Genomic DNA, 21,894 nt, shown 5'->3' with positions numbered 1-21,894 from the left:
CAAACACCATTCCTGTGCACGATGGACGGATGCGGGTTCTTGTGGTCGAGGACGAACGCCTCCTTGCCGACGCGGTGGCCACCGGCCTGCGTCGGCACGCCATGGCCGTCGACGTGGTCTATGACGGCGCATCCGCGCTGGAGCGCGCCGCGGTCAACGCGTACGACGTGGTCGTCCTCGACCGTGACCTGCCCGCCGTCCCCGGTGATCAGGTGTGCGCGTCGCTCGTCGGGGCGGGCGGCGGCCCGCGGATCCTGATGCTGACCGCCGCGGCCGCGGTGCTCGACCGTGTCGAGGGACTGCAGCTGGGGGCCGACGACTATCTGATCAAACCGTTCGCGTTCGCCGAACTCGTCGCCCGGGTGCAGGCGCTGGGGCGGCGGTCCCGCCCTGCCACCCCTCCGGTATTGGAGCGACAAGGTATCCGCGCGGACACCCACCGCCGCACGGTGACCCGCGATGGGAGACCGGTTTCCCTGTCCCGCAAGGAATTCGCTGTGCTCATCGAACTGCTCACGGCCGACGGCGGGGTGCTCTCGGCCGAGCATCTGCTGGAGAAGGCGTGGGACGAGAACATCGATCCGTTCACCGGCGTGGTGCGCTACACGATCATGATGTTGCGCCGGAAACTCGGGGACCCGCCGGTGGTCGAGACCGAGCCGGGCGTCGGGTACCGCATCCGATGACCCCGCGAAGCCCCGCACGTCGTTCGACGATCCGGTGGCGTCTCACAGTCCTGTACGGAAGCGCGTTCTTCATCGCGGGCGCCGTCCTGATCTGCCTGATGTACGTCTTCCTGCAGCAGTCGCTGCACAACCGTCCGGCAGGTGCGCAGGGCGTGGTGAGTCAGTTCCTCGACGACCGCGGGGTGCGCAACCGGCCGGTTGTCGAGGGGCTCCTGCGTGCCGTCGCCACCGAGTCCGAACGGGAACGCCAGGACACGCTGCGCGCCATGTTGACGTGGTCGTTCGTCTCACTGGGCGTCGTCGGCGTGGTGGCGGGCGGGTTCGGCTGGTTGATGGCTGGGCGTGCACTTGCGCCGCTGCAGGACGTCACCGCGACGGCGCGCCGGGTCGCCGACCGGAATCTGCACGAACGCATCGCGCTGGACGGTCCCGACGATGAGATCAAGGAACTCGCAGACACTTTCGACGCCATGCTGGACCGCCTGGACCGGGCCTTCGAGAGCCAACGCCGGTTCGTCGCCAACGCCTCGCACGAGCTGCGCACGCCGCTGGCGATCAACCGGACCCTGATCGAGGTCGCCCTCGAGGATCCCGAAGTCGCCGAGTCCACCCGCACGCTCGGGCGGACGCTGCTGGACGTCAACCTCCGCAACGAACGCCTCATCGACGGGCTGCTGGTGCTGGCGAGCAGCGACCAACAGCTGCGGCACCGGTCCCGGGTCGATCTCGGAGAGGTCACCGGTCGCGCGTTGACGACCGTAGCCGGATTCGCACGCGCCGCCGGGATTCGTATCGACTCCGATCTTCCCCAGGCGCATGTCCACGGGGATGCGGCGCTGCTCGAACGACTGGCACAGAACCTGATCGACAATGCGCTGCGCTACAACGTCCCGGAGGACGGCTGGGTTTCGGTCACGGTGGGGACCCAGGACGGGTTCGCCACACTGCGCGTCGAGAACTCCGGCCCGGTCGTCGCCGCGGCCGAGATTCCAGGCCTGTTCGAGCCGTTCAGGCGCCTGGCCGCAGCCGACCGCGTGGCCGAAAGCCCGGCGCCGGGGCGCGGCGCAGGACTTGGGCTGTCCATCGTCCGGTCGGTCGCGGTTGCGCACGGCGGCGACGTCCGCGCCGAGGCCCGCCCCGCCGGCGGGCTCGACGTGGCCGTCACGCTGACCGCGTGTCAGTAGTCGTGACAGGTCTCGGCGACGCGAGCCATCCGCTGCACCTTCTCCTGTCCCTCCGGGGTGGCCCACTTCTCGTCGATCTTGGCCTGCCACTGCGGATTTTCAGCCAGCAGCCGCGACAGTTCCTGTTGGCGTTGCTCGACCGGCATCGCCGCGAAATCCCTCAGCTTCTGCTGGGCTGCGGGACGCTCGTCCAGTGCGGTGGCCGCGCGCGGCGCTTCGGTCCGGATGGCCGCGTAGAGCTGGTCGTAGCTGCACGTCGTGTGGATCAGCGGCCCGTTGCCGGGCTGGGCCGACGCCACACCGGCCGACGCCAGGAGCGGTGCCGCCACGGCTGTCACGGCGAGGGTCCTCGTCACGAATCTCGATACCACTGCAATGTCCTCTCTCGACGGGTGAAACGGCCGCACATCGCGACCGCACACAGAGTCCAGCAGGCATGCCGTTGGTTGGGCGCTAGCGATCGCCGGCCATCGCGTCGCGCAGGCTGCGCGGGCGCAGGTCGGTCCACGTCTCCTCGACGTAGGCCAGGCAGTCGGCGCGGGTGCTCTCCCCGAACACGACGCGCCAGCCCGCGGGCACGTCGGCGAACGCGGGCCACAGGCTGTACTGCTCCTCGTCGTTGACCAGCACGTAGAAGGTGCGGGCCGAACCAGCCGGGTCGTCATCGAACGGGTTGGTGCTCATCGGTTCTCCTCGTCGAAGGGTGGGGTGCCACATCCGGGTACCGCGCGCCGAGCACGCGATCGGACAGCAGCCCCAGACAGCTCAGGTTCGGGAAGCCGGGACCCTGCGTCAGCCCGGACAGGCCCGGCAGGAACAGCTTCGGGGTCAGCGCGGCCACCGAGAGGTCGTGCCCGATCGACTCCTGCAGTGCATCACCCGACAGCGGGGCCCGCAGCGCCAACTCGATCAGGTCGCGGGCGTCCTGGCTGAACAACGGCTCGAACCACATCGAGTCGGCGCCGGAGCCGTCGATGACCAGGTCGAAGCCGTGCACGGTCTCCAGTGCCTCGCCGCCGCGGTTCGAGCTGAGCGTCAACCGGATCCGCTCGTCGCGAGCGACGGCGTGGGCGACCCGGCCCCGCAGATGACGGATCCGGTCGTCGGCGAGCAGCGCGTCCTGTACCCGCGCGGAGAACACGCCGCGGTCGGTGCGGCCCAGCGCGTCGCGCCGTTCGGCCATCGTCAGGCTGGCCCAGTCCGTCGGATCGGAGAACAGCGTGTTCTCGAAGAAGCTCTCGCCCCGGGTGAACAGGGTGACCTGCGGCGAGATGACGGTGATGGTCGAAACACGGTGCCGGAACAGCTCGTTGAGCATGGACGCGGCCGTCTCGCCCCCGCCGATGACCGCGACCCGCTCGGCGACGATCAGATCCGGCCTGGCGGCGCGCTCCCAGAACTGCGCGATCGACAACACCCGCGGATCGTTCGGCAGAATGGACCGCTGGGCCTGACCGGGCCCGGTGATCATCACGCCGTCGGCATGCACGATCTGCCGGGGTGTGACCAACTCCCACCGCCGGCCGTCAGTCGAGATGCGTTGCACCTCATCGGTGATCACCGACATCCCGATGTTGTCGGCGACCCAGCGCAGGTAGCGGCTCCACCCGAGGTGGGTCGGCGCAGGCCGGCCGCGGTCGACCCAATCCGCGAACTGCGCGCTGGCCACCAGATAGGACTGCCAGCTGTGCCGCATCATGCGCTCGTCGAGTTCGGCGTTGCGGCGGGGCACCAGCGACGACCGGTACGGGAAACCCACGTCCTTCTCGGGGCTGGTGCCGAGCCGGTGCTGGCCGTCGGTCCAGCCGCCGACAGCCTGCCAGTTGGCGCCGACGACGCTGCGTTCGATCGCCACCACGTCGGGCACGTCGACGCCCATGCCACGCAGCTCGGCGGCCTTGGCCGCCACCGCGATCGCCTTCGGGCCTGCGCCGACGACGGCGAGGGTGGGGGTGGGCCGCGTTGTCATAGCGCCTCTCCGAGCACGGTGACCGCCTGCTGCCACAGCGCGGTGAGTCGGTCGACCTCCGTCGAGGTGGACAGCGCCGTGCTCCATCGCCAACTGGTGCGAAGTTGCGGGCCGTCGGCACCTCCGGAGATCACCGAGATGACGTCGAACGTGTAGCGCAGCGGCAGGTCCGGCTCAGCGGCGGCCGGCATGTGCGCGTTGAGGGTCTCGTCGGTGATCAGCGACCAGGCTTGCGACGTCTGGTCGGCGCTGAGGTCGTAGCGGCCGATGTAGTTGAACTCGACCTGCGGCTCCGGAAGCGCGCGAAGAGTCTCGTCGCGCCGCGTGTACCGCAGCAGACCGTAATCGAGTCCCTTGTCGGGCACTTCGGCGAGCTGCTGGATGACCGCCCGAAGCAGGCTGCGGGCCGCGGCGGGATTGCGTGCGGCGGTGTCCACGTCGATCGCGGCCTCCCCCGCGCCGAGGCGGACCGGGTACACCGAGGTGAACCATCCGACGGTGGCCGAGGTGTCCACGCCGCCCCCGACGAGCGCGTCCTCGCGGCCGTGCCCCTCCAGCGCGACGAGCGCACCGTGGTGGGCGGGCTGCCCGCGCTCGATCCGCCACGACGCCAACGTCAATGTCAGTGCGGTGAGCAGGAAGTCCCGCATCTCCAGGCCCGCGCCGTCGAGGCGGTCCAGGATCGCCCGGGTGGCGCCGGCGTCGGTGACGACGTCGGTCGACTGCAGCGTCGACCAGGTGTCGTGCCGCGGGTCGGGCAGCCGGCGGCCGAGCAGCGGGTCTGACCCGGCGAGCTGCTCGACCCAGAATCCGCGCCGGCGCTCAACGGCCTCGGTCCGGCTGCGCTGGTACAGCCGGCGCGTCCACTCCCGGTAGGTGGTGTACTCGGCGGCCGGGTCCGGGGCATGCCCGGCGGCGAGCGTGGCATCGATTTGGGCCAGCGCACCGAGGATGAGGTACCAGGACACCACGTCGGTGGACAGGTGGTGGACACACAGCGCCAGGACCGGCGGACCGTGCCGGAACCAGACCGCCTGCACCATGGCCCCCGATGTGGGGTCGATACGGTCCAGCGCGGCAACGACTTCGGCCGCCAGGACGGTGTGGGCGGGCGCGTCCACCACGCGGAGCACGTCGGCGACGCGCACCGCGCCAGGGGGCCGGGTGACGAGCCGACCCCGCTCGTCGAGGATTGCGCGCAGCATGTCGTGACGGTCCAGCAGCGCCTGCAGGATCTGTTCGAGTCGGCTGTCGGTGATGTCGGCGGGCAGCGAGACGAGCACGTTCTGGGTGAACCGGCGGTAGTTCCCGCACTCGTACATCCAGGACATGATCGGCGCGGGCATGACCTCGCCGAAGCGGTCGTCGGTGACCGCGGCCGGGGCGTGGTCGTGCGCACCGGAGTCGATGGCGGTTGCCAGTTCCCGAATGGTGTTGCACTCCAACATCAGCCGGGCTCGCATCTCGAGGCCGCGCCGACGTGCGGCCTGCACCAGCGTCAGGGCGACGATGCTGTCCAGCCCCATCTCCAGGAAGTCGGCTTCCACGTCGATGCCGTCATCGCCGAGGACCTCCGCCATCAGCTCGACCAGCGCGGTCTCGGTCGGCGTCTCCGGCGCCGCCGACGGAGCGTCCTCGACTGCGATCCCGGCGAGCGCGGCCTCGTCGATCTTGCCGTGTGAGGTCAACGGCAACTCGTCGAGGACGACGACGCGCTGCGGAACCATGTAGCGGGGCAGGCGTTTCGCCATCAGCTCCCGCAGGTCGGCGACGGCAGGCGGGGTCGCGGCGGCGACGTAGGCGATAAGCCGGGTCTGCGTGCCGACCCGGTCGACGACGACGTGTGCGTCGGTGACGGCAGGGTGGCCACTCAGGACCGCGGCGATCTCGCCGGGTTCGACACGGAACCCGCGAATCTTGACCTGGTTGTCGGCCCGGCCGAGGAACTGCAGTCCGCCGTCTGCGCCGCGCCGCACGACGTCACCGGTGCGGTACATGCGCTGCCCCGGGGTGAACGGGTCGGCGACGAACCGTCCCGCGGTCTCGGCGGCACGGCCGAGATACCCCCGGGTCAGCTGCCGGCCCGACAGGTAGAGCTCCCCAGCGACACCGTCGGGCACCGGACGTAGCCAGGCGTCGAGCACGTAGGTGCGCATGGTCCGGGTCGGCTGCCCGATCGAGGGCCGCTGATAGCCGTCGATGGGCGCGACCACCGCCTCCACGGTGGTCTCGGTGGGCCCGTAGCAGTTGAACGCGGTCATCCCGGTGCGGGCGCATTCATCGCCGATGAGGCTCCACGTCGCAGGACTGACGGCCTCCCCGCCCAGCGCCAGCACCGCGAGCGGGACCGTGCTCAGCAGGCCGACGTCGTGAAGCTGGGCGAACATCGACGGCGTCGTGTCGAGCATGTCGATGCCGAACCGCCCGATGCGGTACACCAGCGCTTCTGCGTCACGCTGCGACTCTTCACCGAGGAGGTGTACCGAGTGACCGTCGAGCAATGCCGCGAGTGGCTGCCAGGCGGCGTCGAACGTGAACGACCACGCATGGCCCACGCGCAGCGGGCGCCCGATCCGCGCGGCGGCCGGGCGCAGCACCTGCTCGGCGTGGTCCTCGGCGTAACCCAATACCGCGCCGTGGGTTCCTACGACGCCCTTGGGCCTGCCGGTGGTGCCGGAGGTGAACACGATGTAGGCCGCCCGGTCCGCGGTCACTTCGGCAGGCCGGTACCCGGCCGGGGGCTCGACGTCCGGCACCGCGGCGACGAACGCGTCGTCCACCACCACCGACGCGCGGGACTGCTCGAGGATGTCGGAGATGCGTTCGGCGGGCATCGCCGGGTCCAGCGGGACGATCACCCCGCCCGCCTTTAGCACGCCCAGCATGGTGACGACGTAGTCGGGTCCGCGGCTCAGCAGCACCGCGACCGACGTCTCGGGACCCACCCCCGCCGCGGTGAGCGCGACCGCCATCCGGTCGGCGGCCTCGTCGAGTTGACCATAGGTGAGCGTCCCGCTGTCCCCGCCGGCTTCCCAGGTCAGCGCCACCGAGCCCAGCCGGTCGCCGGCGATGCCGGCGAACCTGTCGTGGATACTGTTGGCTGTCAACGGTTCCGGCACCATCGGCGCGGGGGTGTGCTCGGCGGGTAGCAGCACGCCCACGCTGCGCAGCGGGGCGTCCCAGCAGCTGATCAGCCGCTGCGCGGTGTGCAGCACCCGCCTGCCGAGGTCGCCGGGCCGCAGCGCGCCGAGGGCTCCGTCGATCACCTCGACGAAGACCGTGAGCTCGTCGTCGGCCATGTGCGCCGCGATGGTCACCGGGAAGTGCGACAGGCTCTCCAAAGCGGACGGCACGAAGGTGGCGCCGTTGGCCTCGAACCGGGCCTGACCGACCAGACCGCCGGGCGGGAAGTTCTCGTACACCAGCAACGTGTCGAACAACTCGCCGATGCCGCCGAGCGCACGCAACTCGGAGTGGCTCAGATAGCCGTGGTCACGCAACGCCGCGGCCTCGCGTTGCAGCGCGAGGCATTGCTCACCCGCCGGCGCCGCGGGGTCGAGGCGCACCCGGAGCGGCACCGTGTTGATGAACAACCCGACCATCCGCTCGACGCCCGCGAGTTCCCCCGGACGTCCCGACACCGTCACGCCGAACGACACGTCCGTGCGGTCGGTGATGACCGACAGAACCGTGGCCCAAGCCATCTGGATGAGAGTGTTCATCGTGACGCCACGACTCCTGGCGGCCTCGGCGAGCTGACGGGTGGTCTCCGCGTCCAGTCTCACCTCGGTGAGCCGCGGCCTGCCCGGCGTCGGGGCCGACGACGTCAACGCCGGTGTCAGCAGTGTCGGGCCGTCGACACCCGCCAGGTGCCTCCGCCACAGCGCACGGCCGGTTTCTTCGTCACGACCGGCCAGCCAGCCGATGTAGTCGCGGTAGGGCCGGGGCGGGTCCGGCAGCGCCGTGACGTCTCCGCAGGCGCGGTACAGGGTCAGCAGCTCCCCCATGAACAACGGCAGTGACCAGCCGTCGATCAGAATGTGGTGGGCGGTCACCACGAACCGCCAGCGCTGCGGCGCCTCGATCAGCAGGAACCGGATGACCGGACCTCGGGCAAGCGTGAAAGGCGTTGTGCGTTCCAGCCTTTCCGCCGCCTCCAGCTCGGCATCGCCGGCGACGGTGACGTGCCGCCACGGCAGGTCGACCCGCTTGGGGATGACCTGCACGGCGCGGCTGAGGTTGCCCTTGACGAAGCTGGCCCGCAGGTTGGCGTGCCGGTCCAGCAGCTCTGCCGCGCACTCCCGCAGCAGCCGCGCATCCAGATCGCCGGTCGCGTCGGCGGTCATCGCGATGACGTAAGGGTCGTCGTCGCGCCCTTCGGACAACGTCGCCATGGAGAAGAGCCCCTGCTGAAGTGGGCTCAGCGCCAGCACGTCTTCGATGACGGGCGGCTCGACGCTCTGCTGGATCTGCGTCATTCCCCGGTGCCCCACGATGCGGTCAGCGCGGCGAGTTCGTCCTCGGAAAGCCCCGACACCGACATCGGCGCATGGTGGGTGTCCGGCTGCTCAGCGGCCGCGCCGGTGCCGCTGTCCAGGGCGGCGGCCAACTCGGCCAGCCTCGGGTGCTCGAACACCATCCGTGCGGTCAGGTCCAACCCGGCATCGCGTGCGCGCGCGGCCAACTGCACGGCCAGCACGCTGTCGCCGCCGAGTCCGAAGAAGTCGTCGTGACGACCGACCTCCTCGGTGGCCAGCAGCTCGGAAAGCAGTGCGGCCAGCGCACGTTCGGAGTCGGTCCGCGGTTCCTCGAACTGGACGGCCGGCGGCGCCACCTCGACGACGGTCGCGCCGGGGGCGCGGGCGGCGATCTCCAGCCGGCCGTCGTCGTCCCACCTGGCGCGGTCCCCGGTTCGGTGGCGCTGCGCGAACGGACCGCCGCTCAGGTACAGGTCGCCGAACACCCCGACCGGGGCGGGCGCCAGGTCGGCGTCGAGCACCTGGACCCGGGCTCCGGTGCTCCACTCCTGTGAAACGCGTTGTCTCTCCTCGGCAGAGGCGATGTCGACGTCGCCGAGCGCACGGTCGGGGGTGTCGACGAACGCCGCGACCACCCGGGTCAGCCACCGGCCGAGCCGCTCGATGGTGCGCCGGGCGTACAGCTCCGGCCGGTAGATCAGGTATCCGCGGTAACCGGTCCCGTCGGCCAGGAAGTTCAGCGACAGGTCCGCCTGGGCGATGTCGAATGTCGGTTCCAGCGCGGTGAACTCGGTATCGGTGTCGATCATCTGGCGCTGCGGAAGTTGCTCGCGGACGTGCACCACCACCTGGAACAGCGGGTTTCGGGCCAGGGTGCGTGGCGGATTCACCGCCTCGACGACCTGTTCGAACGGCACGTCCTGATTGGAGTACGCCGACAGCGCCATCTCGCGGGCCCGGGTCAGAACCTCGCGCAGGGTCGGGTTACCCCGTAGGTCGTTGCGCAGCACCACGAAGTTCACGAAGAAGCCGACGAGCTGTTCCAGCTCGGCTTCGGAGCGGCCCGCCACCGGTGTGCCCAGCGGGATGTCCAGGCCACCCCCGACCTTGGCCAGCGTCACCGCCACCGCGGCCTGCAGCAGCATGAACTCGGTGATGCCGAGCTCCCGGCACAGCTCGGTGATCTGACGCCTGACCTGACCGTCGATGGTGAACTCGACCGCATCACCCTTGCCGCTGGGCAGCCGCGGACGGGAGAACTCCAGCGGCAGGCCGGATTCCACGGGCGCGTCGGCGAGCTGACGGATCCAGTACTCGCGCTGCGGCCCGGCGATTCCGGTGTCGTCGCTGAGCAGCTCCGCCTGCCAGGCGCCGTAATCGGTGTACTGCACCGGCAGCGGCGCCCAGGTCGGCCGCTCACCGGCCTTGCGGGCGCGGTAGGCCGCCACCAGGTCGGTGAACAGCACGCCGCCGGACCAGTGGTCGCCCGCGATGTGATGGATCACCACCGACAGGACATGGTCTGAAGCCGGATCGACGGCTCCGCCGTCTGAAGCCGGACTGACGGCTCCGCCGTCTGAAGCCGGACTGACGGCTCCGACGGTGAACACCGCGGCCCGGATCGGCCAGTCCTCCTCGAGATCGAAGGTGTGCTTGCGTTCGCGGTCGAGTTCGGCCTGCAGCCACTGCTCGCCCTCGCCGCGGGCGCGTCGAACCGGCACGTCGGAGATCGGGTTCACGATCTGATAAGGCACACCGTCGATCTCGCGATAGGTGGTGCGCAGGATGGCATGCCGTTCGACGACGTCGCGGATGGCCGCGACGAACGCGTCCACATCGCAGGGGCCGGTCAGCCGGGCGGCGAACGGGATGTTGTTGACCGGGCTGCGGCCCTCGATGCGGTAGCCGAACCACGAACGCAGCTGCGACGACGACAGCGGCGCGGGGCCGTCGAGGGGTGCGGCGACCAGCCGGGGCCTGCGGGTGCCGATCGTGGCGCGCCCCATGGTGTCGAGGTGGGCAGCCAGTCGGGCGATGGTCGCGTTCTCGAAGATGTCGCGCACCTCGACGTCTACACCGAACCCGGCCCGCAGCTCGGCCACGAGTTTGGTGGCCAGCAGCGAATGCCCGCCGAGATCGAAGAACGAGTCGTCGGCACCGACCTTCTCGTGGCCGAGCAGTTCGGCGAACAACTGCGCAAGATGGGCTTCGGTGCCCGCCGCGGGCTCGCGGAACTCGGTGGTGGGCGCGATCTCCGGCTCTGGCAGCGCGGCGCGGTCGATCTTGCCGTGCGCGGTGATCGGGATCTCGTCGACGACCACGTAGGCGGCCGGTGTCATGTACTCGGGCAGCGCGGCGGCCACCCTGGTCCTGATCCTGTCCACGTCCACGCCCGCGCCGTCGGCGGGGGTCAGGTAAGCGACCAGGCTCTTGCCGAGGTTCGGCAGGTCGCTGACGACGACCACGGCCTGCCCGACGCTGGGATCGACGGTGATCGCGGCGGCGACGTCGCCGAGTTCGATGCGGAAACCGCGGATCTTGACCTGTTCGTCGGCGCGGCCCACGAACTCGATATCGCCGTCGGCGTTGCGGCGGGCGAGATCACCGGAACGGTACATGCGTGCGCCGGGGGTGAACGGGTCGGCGACGAAGCGTTCGGCGGTCAGCCCCGGCCGGTGGTGGTAGCCACGTGCGACATGGGTTCCGCCGATGTAGATCTCGCCGATGGAGCCGACCGGCACGGGTTGCAGCGCATCGTCGAGGATGTGGATCGCGGTGTTGATCTTGGGCTTGCCGATCGGCACAATCCGGGTGCCCTGCCTGCCCTCGACCTTGAACCGGGTGGCGTTGATCACGGTCTCGGTCGGGCCGTAGAAGTTGTGCAGCAGCGCATCGAAGGTGGCGCGGAACTTGTCGGCCACCTCGCCGGGTAGCGCCTCGCCGCCGATCGGCACCCGCTGCAGCGTGCGCCACTGGTTCACACCGGGAAGCGACAGGAACAGTCCGAGCAGCGACGGCACGAAGTGCATCGCGGTGATGCCCTCGTCGCGCAGCAGCGCGGTCAGGTAGCCGATGTCGTTGAGGCCACCGGGGCGGTGGATCACCAGCCGCGCACCGCAGGCCAGCGTGCCGAACACCTCGGCGATCGATATGTCGAAGCTGGGCGAGGCGACCTGCAGCATCCGGTCCCCGGCGTCGACCCGATAGTCGCCCTTGAACCAGACGAAATACTCCGCGACCGGACGATGCGGCACCGGGACACCCTTGGGCAGACCGGTCGAGCCCGACGTGTAGATCAGGTAGGCGGTGTTGTATGGACCCACCGGACGCCGCCTGTCGTTGTCGCCCGGGTCGTCGGCACGGTAGCCGTCCAGGCCGGTGACCGGCTCTCGGACAACCACTTTCGCATCGCAGTCGCCGAGAATGAACTCGAGACGATCCTGTGGGTAGGCCGGGTCGATCGGGACATAGACCGCCCCTGCCTTGAGCACACCCAGCGCGGTCACCACCAGTTCGGGAGACTTGTCGAGCATCACCGCGACCCGGTCCTCGGCGCCGACGTCCTCGCCGATCAGCCAGTGCGCGACGCGATTCGCCGCTTCGTTGATCTCGCGGTAGGTGTAATGGCGGCCCTCGTAGACGACGGCGGTGCCGTCGGGGCTGCGCCGGACCTGCGCCTCGATGAGGTCGGTGATGGTGGCGGGCGGGGTGTCGAAGGTCGGGCCCACAGAGACCGCACGGAGCCATTCGAGGTCGTCGTCGCCCATCAGCTGCAGCCCGCTCAGTGTGGTGTCGGGGTCGTCGAGGGCACTGCGGATCAGCACGGCGTAGTGGTCGAGCAGTTGCCGGGCCAGTCCGGGTTCGATGATCTCCACCAGATGCTCGAGCTCGACCACGACCTCGTCGGGGTCGAACTCGACCATGATCCCCAGTGGCAGATGCGTGAGATGCGAACGCAGATCGGCTCTCTCGCACGTGACGCCGGGCGGGGTGAACCCGAACCGGTCGCGGCTGCGGAACCCGAAGCTGACCCGCGTCATCCGCTCGGCGCCGTGGCGCCGGTCCGGGTTCAGCTCGCGCACCATCCGGTCGAGCCCGACCCGCTGGTGCGCGAAAGCACCGAGGGCGGTATCACGGATCTGGGTCAGCAGGTCACGGAACGTCATTGCCGGGTGCGGCCGCAACCGCATCGCGACGGTGTTGCCGAAATACCCGATGACGTCGTCGGTGTCACCGTTGCGATTCAGCACCGGGGTGGCGACCAGGAAGTCGTCGACGTGGCTGTAACGGTGGATCAGCACGCCGAACACCGCGAGCAGCACCGCGTAGGGTGTCGCGCCGACCTCGTCGGCCAGGGCCGTGACGCGTCGCGCAGTCTCGCCGTCCAGGCGCAGCGTGGTGCGCTGTGAGCGCCAGCTCGTCGGGACGGCCGACCCGGTCGGGCCTGGCAGCTCCAGCGGCTCCGGCGGATCGGCCATCACCGCACGCCAGTACGCGACGTCGTCCTCGTCGGAACCGCCGGCCGCGACGACCGGACGTCGCGCCGGCCGCAGTTTCTCACCGACGTAGGCGCCGGTCAGGTCGTCGAAGAACACCTCCCACGAAGCGTCGTCCCAGGCGATGTGATGGGCGACCAGAAGCATCACGTATTCGGCTGGGGCGGTGCGGATCACCGTGATCCGCAGCGACGACTCGGCGCCCAGGTCGAACGGCCTGCCGAACTCGCGCTGCGCGAGCACCTCCAGCCGCAGCCCGCGGGCCCGCTCGGAGAGTTCGGACAGATCGTGCTCGGCCCAGCCGGGCATCAGGCCGGTGTGCACGGTGGGGACCGGCATTCCGCTGTCGCCGGCAGCGGTGCTCTCGGTGCGGTACGTCGTGCGCAACACCCGGTGACGCCGGGCCACCGCGTCGACCGCGCTGTGCAGCCGCGCGACATCGATCTCGCCGGACAGGCGGTAGGAAAGACACACGTTGAGCAACGCGCCGCTGGGATCGGCGTTGTGCACGAACCACATCCGCAGCTGGCCTTCGGTCAACACGTCGGTGTCGCCGGCGGGTTCGGCCGTGTCGGTGCCTGCGCTCAGCCCACGCTCCTGCATCCGGCGTCGCAGCAGTTCCAGCCGACGCTCGTCGAGCAGGGCCCCGGTGTCGATGTCAGTCACTCGAAGTGTTCACTTTCTCTGATAGGCCGGCGATCAGGTCCGTCCCGGTGATGCCCCCGAGCAGTGTCGCCAGCGGCACCGTGTGCCCGGTCAGCCGTTTCAGACGTTTGCGGAGATCCAGCGCCAGCAGCGAGTCGACCCCGAGGTCGAACAGCGGCGAGTCCAGGTCCAGGGCGGCCGCGTCCACGTCGAGAACGGCAGCGAGTTGGGTCCGCACCGCGTCCGGCGGCGCCATCGATGCGGGGCCGGCACCGGTGTCGGCCTCCCCCGGCTTCTCAACGGGCTTCTCGCCGAAGAACATCCTCATCCGATCGCGATCCGCCGCGAGCACCAGCGGATCCCGCGGGAAGTCGCACAGGCTCGCCTCGACCGCGAGCTCTGGCTTCATCTGCCGCAGACCCGTGCGTTCCACCCGCGCGATCTCCGCAGCGTCGACGATGCCGCTGCCCTCCCAGAGTCCGAAGCGCACGGCCGTGCAGTTTCGTCCGTCGGCACGCAGCCTGGCGGCCATCACGTCGAGCATCCGGTTGGCGGCCGCGTACCCGCCGACGCCCTTGCCGCCCCACACGCCGGTAACCGACGAGCACAACAGGATTCGGGCGTCGTCGCGGATCGGCCAGGTGCGGGTCAGCGCCTCCAGGCCGATGATCTTGGCTCCGGCCATGTCCGCCAGGGCGGCGCCCGTGATGTCGGCACGGTTGGCGAACGTCGCTGTGCCCGCGGCGTGGATGATCAGCGACGCCGGTCCGCCTGCGAATTCGGCGACCGTGGCAGCGAGTTGGCGAGGATCCCGCAGATCGCAGGCGGGTGCGATGATCTCGGCACCGAGATTGTCCAGTGGGGCCGGGCCGGCACCGCGGCGGCTCAGCAGCACGATCCGCCGGGCGCCGCGGGCCGCCAGGAAGCGGGCAAAACTGAGCCCGATGGCCCCCGAGCCGCCGGTGATCACCACGTTGTCGAGGGTTCCGGAACTCAGGTCCCACGGAGGCGCCGTGGACGTGTCGTCACCGAGGGTGCGTTCATACACCTGCCCATCGCGGCGCAGGGCGAGTTCGCCTGCGCCGTCGACCATCACGTCGACGGCGCCGAGTGCATCCGTGGCCCCGGCCGGCAGGTCCAGATGGTGGAAGCTCTGGTCGTGGTGCTCGAACCCGATGCAACGGTGCAGTGCGGCCACGCCGGCCTGGCCCAGATCGGGGGCCGGGTCCTCGGCGGTGACGTTCTCGGCGCCGACGGTGACCAACCACACGTCCCGGCACCGGGGTCCGAAGGTGTCGGCGTAGCCAAGCAGGCCGGTGTCGATGGCGCCGGACAACTCGTTGACGCAGCCGGCGGCGTCGGCCCCGGCGAAGGTCGGGGCGACCACGATCGCGAGGTCGGCATCGGCGGCGCCGGCCACGGACAGGTCGGCGCGCCGGTCGATCGCCTGCCGCAGAGATCTGGAAATTGCTGTACCGGAACAGCTTTCGATCACCGCGACCCGCCGGGACACCTTCGCCGACACCCGGCGCGGCCTGCGCTGCCGCCAGGTCTCGGTGGTCACGGTCAGCCCCGGCGCCACAGGAAGCGGCTCGGGTTCGGCCCACAGATGCTCCGCACGCATCGGCGCGCCGGGGAAGCCGAACAACGGCTCCGGCTCGCCGGTCAGCAGGTCCCCCCACCGGTACGCGGGGTCCGCCGCCGCAGCGGTGACGATGTTGGCGGACAACCGGTCCGGCACGGACTCGTCGCGGTGCCCCGAGCCGACGAGCACCGCCGCCGCAGCGCCGACTCGTTCGATGCCGTCTTCGACGGCGAACAGCAGCGACGGATGCGCAGACAGTTCGACGTACACGCCGGCGCCGAGCCCGATCGCCGTCTGGACAGCCTGGTCGAATCGGATCGTGTTGCGCAGGTTGGCATACCAGTACGCGCCGAACTCGGTGCCCGCTCTCACAAGCTGTCCGGTCGCCGACCCGACGAACTGCACCGGCGAGTCGGCGAACACCGACGTGGGCAGCCGGCGCACCAACTGCTCGCGCTGGGTCTCCATTGCGGTGGTGTGCGCCGGAAAACTCATCGCCAACTCCTTGGCGAATCGGCCACGGGCACGGGCGGCCGCGGCGATCGCGGCCACCGCGGACCGCTCCCCCGACACCGCGACCGAATTCTGCGCGTTCACCGCGGACAGCTCCAGCCAGCCGCCGGTGGCGGCGATCAGCTCGGCCGCTTCGGTGGCGTCCACACCCAGCACCGCAACCCCGTTGTCGCCGGGGATCGCCTCGATCGCGGCGGCCCGCGCGGCCAGCACCGTGACTGCGGCGACGAGGGTGACGGTTTCGGCGACGTAGGCCGCGGCCACCTCCCCGAGGCTGTGCCCGACCGTCAGGTCGGGCACGATGCCGCACGAGCGCCACACGGCGGCCAGCGCGACGGAGTGCACGAACTGAGCCGCCTGAAGGTCGTACTGCGACACCGGTTCTCCGTCGGTGTCGGCAGTCAGGAACGGCAGCGGTGACGTCAGCCCCGCCGCCAGGAAGGCCTCGGTGAGCCGGTCGGCCTCGGCGCGGTACACCGGCAGCAGGCGATAGGCTTCGCCGCCCATCCCGGGCCACTGGCTGCCCTGTCCCGGGAACACGAACGCGGTGCGGGCGCCCGCGCGTCCCGCGGACCGCGCGACCAGCGGATGGTCACGGTCGTCGGCGACCGCTTGCAGACCCGCCGCGAGTTCATCGCGGTCGCCTGCGCGCACGATCGCGCGGTGGCGGCGCAGCCGTCGGGTGCGCACCAGCTGGGCCGTGACCTGACCGGGTTCGCTCGGGTTTCGCTGCAGGTGGCCCAGGATGTCCCGCGCGGTGGCGGACACCAGCGCCTCGTGGTGTGCGCTGAGCGGGACCGCGACCCGCCCGTCGGGCAACCGGCCTGCCGACATCACGCCGCCCTGCCTTCGACGCATGTGTCCGGTACGGCGACGACGACGTGGGTGTTGGTGCCGCTCATGCCGAACGCCGACACCGCACCCGTGCGGGCCCCGTTGACGGCCGGCCATGGCGTCAGCTTGGCGGCCAGGCGCAGACCGGTGTTTTCCCAGTCGATTTCGCGGCTTGGCTCGTCGACGTGCAATGTGGCCGGGACGGCGCCATGCTGCGCGGCGAGCAGGACCTTGGCCAAGCCGAGGGCGCCTGCGGCGGCCTGGCTGTGTCCCACATTGGATTTGACCGAGCCGAGCAGCGGTCCCCGCCCCGCAGCGCCTGCCCCGTAGGTCGCGGCCAGGGAGTTGAGCTCGGTGCAGTCTCCCAGCCGGGTGCCCGTACCGTGTCCTTCCACCATCCCGACGGTGTCGACGTCGACGCCTGCGGTGGTCAGGGCTCGCCGGAACAGCCGGATCTGCGCCTCCTGACTGGGCGCGGTCAGCCCCACCGACCTGCCGTCGGAGTTGACGCAGCTGGCCAACACCTCGCCGAGGATGCGGCGGCGGTCCCGTACCGCGGCCGACTTCCGTTGCAGCACGAACATTCCGGCGCCTTCGGCCCACACCGTGCCGCTGGCGTGCGCGCTGTAGGGGCGGCAGTGCCCGTCGTCGGACAGCGCGTGCTGTTTGGAGAACTCGACGAAGTAGCCGGGCGAACCCATCACGCAGACCCCGCCGGCGAGGGCGAGGTCGCAGTCCCCGGATCGCAACCCGGCAACGGCGACGTGGAAGGCGGACAGCGCCGACGAACACGACGTATCGACGGTGATTGCCGGACCGGCGAGGCCCAGCGTGTAGGCGATGCGCCCGGAGATCACACCCAGCGACGTGCCCGTGATGAGATGCCCGCTGTGGTGCGAGAATTCGTCCATGGCGGGCCCGTACCGCATGTCCGAGGCGCCGACGTAGCAGCCGACGTCGTGGCCGGCGAGGTCGTCCGGGTTGATCTGCGCGCTCTCCAGCGCCCGCCACGAGACGCGCAGCGCGACCCGCTGCTGCGGATCCATCGCGACAGCCTCGCGGCGGGAGATGCCGAAGAACTCGGGATCGAAGGATCCAGCGCCGGTGAGGAATCCGCCGAGGTTGTGAATACGTTTGAACCCGTCCCGCCGAGACCCGTCGAAAAGGGCGCGCAGGGACCAGCCGCGGTCGTCCGGGAACGAACTCAGCGTCTCCCGCTGCTCCGCGAGCAGGGTCCAGTAGTCGTGGGCGTTCTCCACGCCGCCCGGCGCCTCGACGGCCATCCCGACAATCACGACGGGGTCGGCGTCGCTCATGTGCAACTCACCAGCTCGGCGACCTCGTCGAGATGGTCATCGAGGTAGAAGTGACCGCCGTCGAACATGGTGAACGTGAACGCGGCGTCGGTGTGGATCTCCCACTGGCGCAACAGATCCTGATCGACCCGATGGTCGGCCTGACCCCCGAGCACGTGGATGTCGGCATCGACGCGGATGTCGCGACCGCAGGAGTACCGGTTGAACGCCTGGTAGTCCGCGCGGACCGCGGGAAGTAGCAGTTCGAGGAAGTCCTCGTCCTCCAGCAGGCGCGCGTCGGTGCCACCCAGGTCGACGATGTCGGCCAGCAGTTCGCGGTCGCTGGTCGGCACGGGCCGCGATCCCTCGACGGTCGAGGGCGCCTGGCTCGCCGAAGCCCACAGTTCGCGCACGGTGACGCCGCGCTGCGCGGCCAGCCGGGTGAACTCGAAGCCGACCAGCGCCCCCATGCAGTGCCCGAACAGCCGCAGCGGACCCAGCTGTGCCCAATCAAGGGCGCCGAGCATGTCTGCTGCCAGGTCGGCGACCGTCTCCGCGGCAGGGTGTGCCAGCCGCTCCCCGCGTTGGGGGTACTGGACCACGAAAGTGTCCACGCCTCTGTCGGACAACGCCGATGCGAAGCTGCGGTAGGCCGCGGCGGCACCGCCGGCGTGTGGGAACACTATCGTCGAGGTGCCCTGCTCACCCGGGAACCTCTTGATCCACGGTGCGAGTTCGAGCTGGTCGTGTCCGCCGATCATCGCCCGGATTCCAGCGCGGAGACGACCTCCGCGCCGTCCATTCCGGCGACCTGCAGGTACAGTTCGGCCACTTCGGCCAACCGCGTGCCCTCGGGTTCGCCGGCGGACAGTCGGGCTGCCAGCGCTGCAGCCGTGCGGGTCGCGAAGATATCGGCGACCGCCACCGCGGGTGTGTCCAGCCACGTCCTCACCCGCGCGACGACCTGGGTGGCCAGCACGGAATCACCACCGGAGGCGAAGAAGTCGTCGTCGGCCCCGACCGCCGCCCGCCCGAGCACCGTGCCGATGATGTCGCAGAGCGCGGACTCCAACGGCGTCGCGGGAGCCCGGTAGCCGGTGCCGCACTGCAGGTCGGCATCGGCGAGCATCCGCGTTACCGCCGCCCGGTCGATCTTGCCGCCGAGCGTGTACGGAATGTGGTCGGCGGCCACGATGATCTGCGGGATCATATGCGGTGGAACGACTTCAGCCATCGCCGTGGTGACCTTCTGCGGGTCCGCGACGCCGCTGATGAGCGCGGCGAGCACGTCGCGACCCCCATCGGCGGCGACGACCGCCGCGACCGCCGAGTCGACGCCCGGGATCCGCCGCAGCGCGGACTCCACCTCGCCGAGCTCGACACGGTAGCCGCTGATCTTGATCCTGTGGTCGGCACGGCCGACGAACTCGATGACACCGCCGGGCCGGTACCGGACCAGGTCTCCTGTGCGGTACCACGTTCGGCCGTCGTACTCGACGAACCGCTCCGCCGTCAGATCGGGCCGCGCGCAGTAGCCCCGGGCGACGCCGCGCCCGCCGACCCACAGTTCGCCGGGCACCCAGTCCGGGCAGTCACGGCCGTCGGGGCCGACGACCCGGCAGGTGTTGTTGGGCAGCGGCACGCCGAGCGGCACCGACGTCCACTCCGCGGGGATGTCTTCGACCTCGCAGATCGTGTTGTGGGTGGCGGTCTCGGTGGCGCCGCCCAACCCGGCGAACCGCATGTGCGGAGCGCGCTTTCGCAGCGCCCTGACCATCTCCGGGCGCACCCAGTCCCCGCCGGTGGGTACCACTCGCAGCGATGACAGGTCGCCGTCGACCTCCGCGAGCATCTCAAGCCAGCCTGGCATGAAGTGCAGCACCGTCACGCCGTGGCGCTCGACGAGGCGGGCCCAGACATCGGGATCGCGGCGGTGCTCCTCGTCGACGACGACGATCGAACCACCGGCGCCCAGCATGCCGAACACGTCGAGCACGGACAGGTCGCATTCCAGCGTCGACAGTGCCAGGCAGCGGTCGGCGGGGCCGATGTCGAAGTGGGCGTTGATGAACTCGACGGTGTTCATCGCGGCGTCGTGCGACATCTCCACACCCTTGGGTTCACCGGTCGAGCCGGACGTGAACAGGATGTACGCCAGGTCGGCCGGATCCACGGCAGGAAGCGTGAACTCGGTCTCCCGCCGGCCGACGCGCAGCGCTTCGGCGACAGTCAGGGCGGGCAGCGTCGTCGGCGGCCGGTCACCGCACACCAGCGCCATCCGGACCGCGCCGTTGGCCAACATGCGCGCGGCACGCTCGGCGGGGTGGTCGACGCCGACGGGGACGTAGGCCGCGCCGATCGCCGAGATCGCGAGCAGGGCGACGATCTGCTCGAAGTTCTTGGGGCCCATCACGGCGACGGTGTCGGCGCGCCGCACCCCGGCCACGTGCAGTGCCGCCGCGACAGCGAGCACCTGCTCGCGCAGTTCGCCATAGGTGAGGTCGCCGTCGCGGCACCACACCGCGGGGGCGTCGGGGTAGGCCTCGGCGTTGCGGAAGAAGCCGGCGTGCAGGACGTCACCGCTCGGTGTGCGCGTCACCGCGTTGACGACGTCGCGTGCCGCCTGCTGTTGCGCCGTGACCGCCGACGGATCGGCGGCGTCCCAGGCCGATTCGTCGGTGGCGAGGCGCTCGAGCTCGGCGAGGTGATAGGCGAACATCGCGTCGGCCACCCCCGGGCGAAACGCGTCCTCGCGGGTGTCCCAGTTGATCATCAGCCCTTCGGCGACGGGGGTGGCCTGGGCGTCGAGCAGCACCTGGGGGCCCTGCGAGATCGTCCACACCGGCCTGCCGAAGTGCTCGGTCACTTTGCCCGCGAACAGATCTCCGAGCCCGAGCGCACTCGTGTACACCACAGGCGCCAGGGTCGGAGTCCCGTGATGCCGGGTGAGGTCGCGCAGCACCGACAGCCCGGAATAGCTGGAGTGCTGCGCGGTGGTGTGCAGCGTCTCCTGCAGCACCCGGCAGCGAGCCATCGGGGTGTCGGCGCCGGAGAGGTCGACGTCGAGCATCAGAGACGACGTGAAGTCCCCCACCAACTTGTCGACGTCGGGGTGGAACTGCTCGCGGCCGAACATCGGCAGGTTCAGCAGAAACCGGCGGTTGGTGGACCACCGCGCGAGGGTGCCCGCGTAGGACGCGGCCACCGCCATCGCAGGTGTGATGCCGCGGCGGTGCGCCGCCGCGAAGAGAGCGTCGCGCGTGGCGACGTCGAAGATGTGCCAGCGCCGTCTGGCCCGCTTCGGGTCGGCCTGCTCGGATCTGGGCACCAGCGGGAGTGCGGGCCCTTCCGGCAGTCCGGGCACCCGCTCGGCCCACCACCGGCGGTCTTCATCGGACTCGACCGTCGTCGACGTCAATGCCGCGCGGTATTCGCGGTAGGTGTAGCCGAGCTCGGGAAGGGTGACGCCACTGTAGAAGTCGGCGAGGTCGGCCATGAAGTTGCGGTAGCTCACCGCATCCGCGGCCTGCATGTCCATGTCGACGTGCAACCGGGTTCGCCCGTCGGCCAGCAGCGACAGCGAGATCTGCAGCACCTCGCCGTGCATCATCTGATGCGACTTCTCGTCACGGATCCCTTCGAGGCGTTCTGCGGCCGCGAGCAGGTCGAGGTCGCGCAGGTCGTAGACCGTGACCGGCAGTCCCCGGTCGCCGATGCGCTGGGTGCCGTCGGGCAGGATCTCGACCCGCAGCATGCGGTGCCGTGCCGCGAGCTTGGCCGCCGCGTCGCGAAGCCGATCGGGATCCACGCCCGCACCGTCGAATTCGACATAGAGATGGGCCGCGACACCACCGAGCTGCTGATCCTCGTTGCGGCCGATCCACATCGCGTGCTGGATCGGCGCGAGCGGGAAGGTGTCGCCCTCACCAGGTCCTGTCGTCGCGTCCGGCGCCGGGTCCGCGGCGGGCGGCGCGTCGCGACCGGACACCAGCTCCGTCCATGCCGCCACCGTCGGGTTGGCGGCCAGCGCCGCGAATCCGACGTCGACACCCTGTCGGCGCCACCGTCCGGACAGTGTCATCATCCGGATCGAGTCGAGACCGGATGCGATCAGATCGGCCTGCGGATCGAGCTCGGCCGGGCTCACACCGAGCAACTCGGCAACCTCGTCACGGACAGACATTGCAGTCGTCGACGCCAAACCCACGA

11 protein-coding genes are annotated in these 21,894 nt (G+C 70.2%); 2 read left to right on the top strand and 9 right to left on the bottom strand.

What is annotated here, in order from left to right; genetic code table 11:
- The first annotated feature begins 29 nt into the window (after window positions 1-29).
- Together BN976_RS16625 and BN976_RS16620 are read left to right on the top strand one after the other, a co-directional pair.
- Window positions 30-686, top strand: a complete 657-nt coding sequence (locus BN976_RS16625; RefSeq protein WP_036372072.1) for a response regulator transcription factor — start codon at window positions 30-32, stop codon at window positions 684-686.
- Window positions 683-1,870 (top strand): sensor histidine kinase, encoded by a 1,188-nt coding sequence (locus tag BN976_RS16620; protein WP_011781008.1) that lies wholly within the window; start codon window positions 683-685, stop codon window positions 1,868-1,870. The genes BN976_RS16625 and BN976_RS16620 overlap by 4 nt, the downstream gene beginning before the upstream one ends.
- Here BN976_RS16620 and BN976_RS33825 read toward each other — a convergent pair.
- The 9 genes from BN976_RS33825 to BN976_RS16575 form a co-directional block, all read right to left on the bottom strand.
- Window positions 1,864-2,208 carry a hemophore-related protein gene (locus tag BN976_RS33825; protein ID WP_158498025.1) on the bottom strand — a complete coding sequence of 115 codons (345 nt, stop codon included), beginning with the start codon at window positions 2,206-2,208 and terminating at the stop codon, window positions 1,864-1,866. The genes BN976_RS16620 and BN976_RS33825 overlap by 7 nt on opposite strands.
- Before the next feature lie 115 nt (window positions 2,209-2,323).
- Entirely contained in the window at window positions 2,324-2,554 is a 231-nt protein-coding gene (locus BN976_RS33820; RefSeq protein WP_011781010.1) for an MbtH family protein, read from the bottom strand.
- Window positions 2,532-3,839: an NADPH-dependent L-lysine N(6)-monooxygenase MbtG gene (gene mbtG / locus BN976_RS16605; RefSeq protein ID WP_036372057.1), complete on the bottom strand. Its 1,308-nt coding sequence runs from the start codon at window positions 3,837-3,839 to the stop codon at window positions 2,532-2,534. The genes BN976_RS33820 and mbtG overlap by 23 nt, the downstream gene beginning before the upstream one ends.
- Window positions 3,836-8,317, bottom strand: a complete 4,482-nt coding sequence (locus tag BN976_RS16600; RefSeq protein ID WP_036372056.1) for a non-ribosomal peptide synthetase — start codon at window positions 8,315-8,317, stop codon at window positions 3,836-3,838. The genes mbtG and BN976_RS16600 overlap by 4 nt, the downstream gene beginning before the upstream one ends.
- Entirely contained in the window at window positions 8,314-13,479 is a 5,166-nt protein-coding gene (locus BN976_RS16595; RefSeq protein ID WP_051558446.1) for a non-ribosomal peptide synthetase, read from the bottom strand. The genes BN976_RS16600 and BN976_RS16595 overlap by 4 nt, the downstream gene beginning before the upstream one ends.
- A complete protein-coding gene (mbtD, locus tag BN976_RS16590; RefSeq protein ID WP_036372054.1) occupies window positions 13,472-16,390 on the bottom strand; it encodes a mycobactin polyketide synthase MbtD in 2,919 nt (972 codons plus the stop codon). The genes BN976_RS16595 and mbtD overlap by 8 nt, the downstream gene beginning before the upstream one ends.
- Window positions 16,390-17,706, bottom strand: coding sequence for a beta-ketoacyl [acyl carrier protein] synthase domain-containing protein (locus BN976_RS16585; RefSeq protein WP_011781015.1), 1,317 nt, complete (start codon window positions 17,704-17,706; stop codon window positions 16,390-16,392). Before BN976_RS16585 ends, mbtD begins: the two co-directional genes overlap by 1 nt.
- Window positions 17,703-18,446 carry a thioesterase II family protein gene (locus BN976_RS16580; protein ID WP_011781016.1) on the bottom strand — a complete coding sequence of 248 codons (744 nt, stop codon included), beginning with the start codon at window positions 18,444-18,446 and terminating at the stop codon, window positions 17,703-17,705. The genes BN976_RS16585 and BN976_RS16580 overlap by 4 nt, the downstream gene beginning before the upstream one ends.
- On the bottom strand, window positions 18,443-21,868 hold the full coding sequence (locus tag BN976_RS16575; RefSeq protein ID WP_036372050.1) for a non-ribosomal peptide synthetase: 3,426 nt from the start codon (window positions 21,866-21,868) through the stop codon (window positions 18,443-18,445). Before BN976_RS16575 ends, BN976_RS16580 begins: the two co-directional genes overlap by 4 nt.
- Between the last annotated feature and the right edge of the window lie 26 nt (window positions 21,869-21,894).

The sequence above is a fragment of the Mycolicibacterium austroafricanum genome, assembly GCF_000612725.1.
Classification (GTDB): Bacteria; Actinomycetota; Actinomycetes; order Mycobacteriales; family Mycobacteriaceae; genus Mycobacterium; species Mycobacterium austroafricanum.
This window is presented reverse-complemented; position numbering and strand designations above follow the sequence as displayed.

Excerpts from the sequence above, each read along its gene's own strand:
- mbtD (WP_036372054.1), bottom strand. The coding sequence starts at position 16,390 with ATGTCGGCAGGCCGGTTGCCCGACGGGCGGGTCGCGGTCCCGCTCAGC.
- mbtG (WP_036372057.1), bottom strand. The coding sequence starts at position 3,839 with ATGACAACGCGGCCCACCCCCACCCTCGCCGTCGTCGGCGCAGGCCCG.
- BN976_RS16580 (WP_011781016.1), bottom strand. The coding sequence starts at position 18,446 with ATGATCGGCGGACACGACCAGCTCGAACTCGCACCGTGGATCAAGAGG.
- BN976_RS16585 (WP_011781015.1), bottom strand. The coding sequence starts at position 17,706 with ATGAGCGACGCCGACCCCGTCGTGATTGTCGGGATGGCCGTCGAGGCG.
- BN976_RS16600 (WP_036372056.1), bottom strand. The coding sequence starts at position 8,317 with ATGACGCAGATCCAGCAGAGCGTCGAGCCGCCCGTCATCGAAGACGTG.
- BN976_RS16575 (WP_036372050.1), bottom strand. The coding sequence starts at position 21,868 with ATGTCTGTCCGTGACGAGGTTGCCGAGTTGCTCGGTGTGAGCCCGGCC.
- BN976_RS33820 (WP_011781010.1), bottom strand. The coding sequence starts at position 2,554 with ATGAGCACCAACCCGTTCGATGACGACCCGGCTGGTTCGGCCCGCACC.
- BN976_RS16620 (WP_011781008.1), top strand. The coding sequence starts at position 683 with ATGACCCCGCGAAGCCCCGCACGTCGTTCGACGATCCGGTGGCGTCTC.
- BN976_RS16625 (WP_036372072.1), top strand. The coding sequence starts at position 30 with ATGCGGGTTCTTGTGGTCGAGGACGAACGCCTCCTTGCCGACGCGGTG.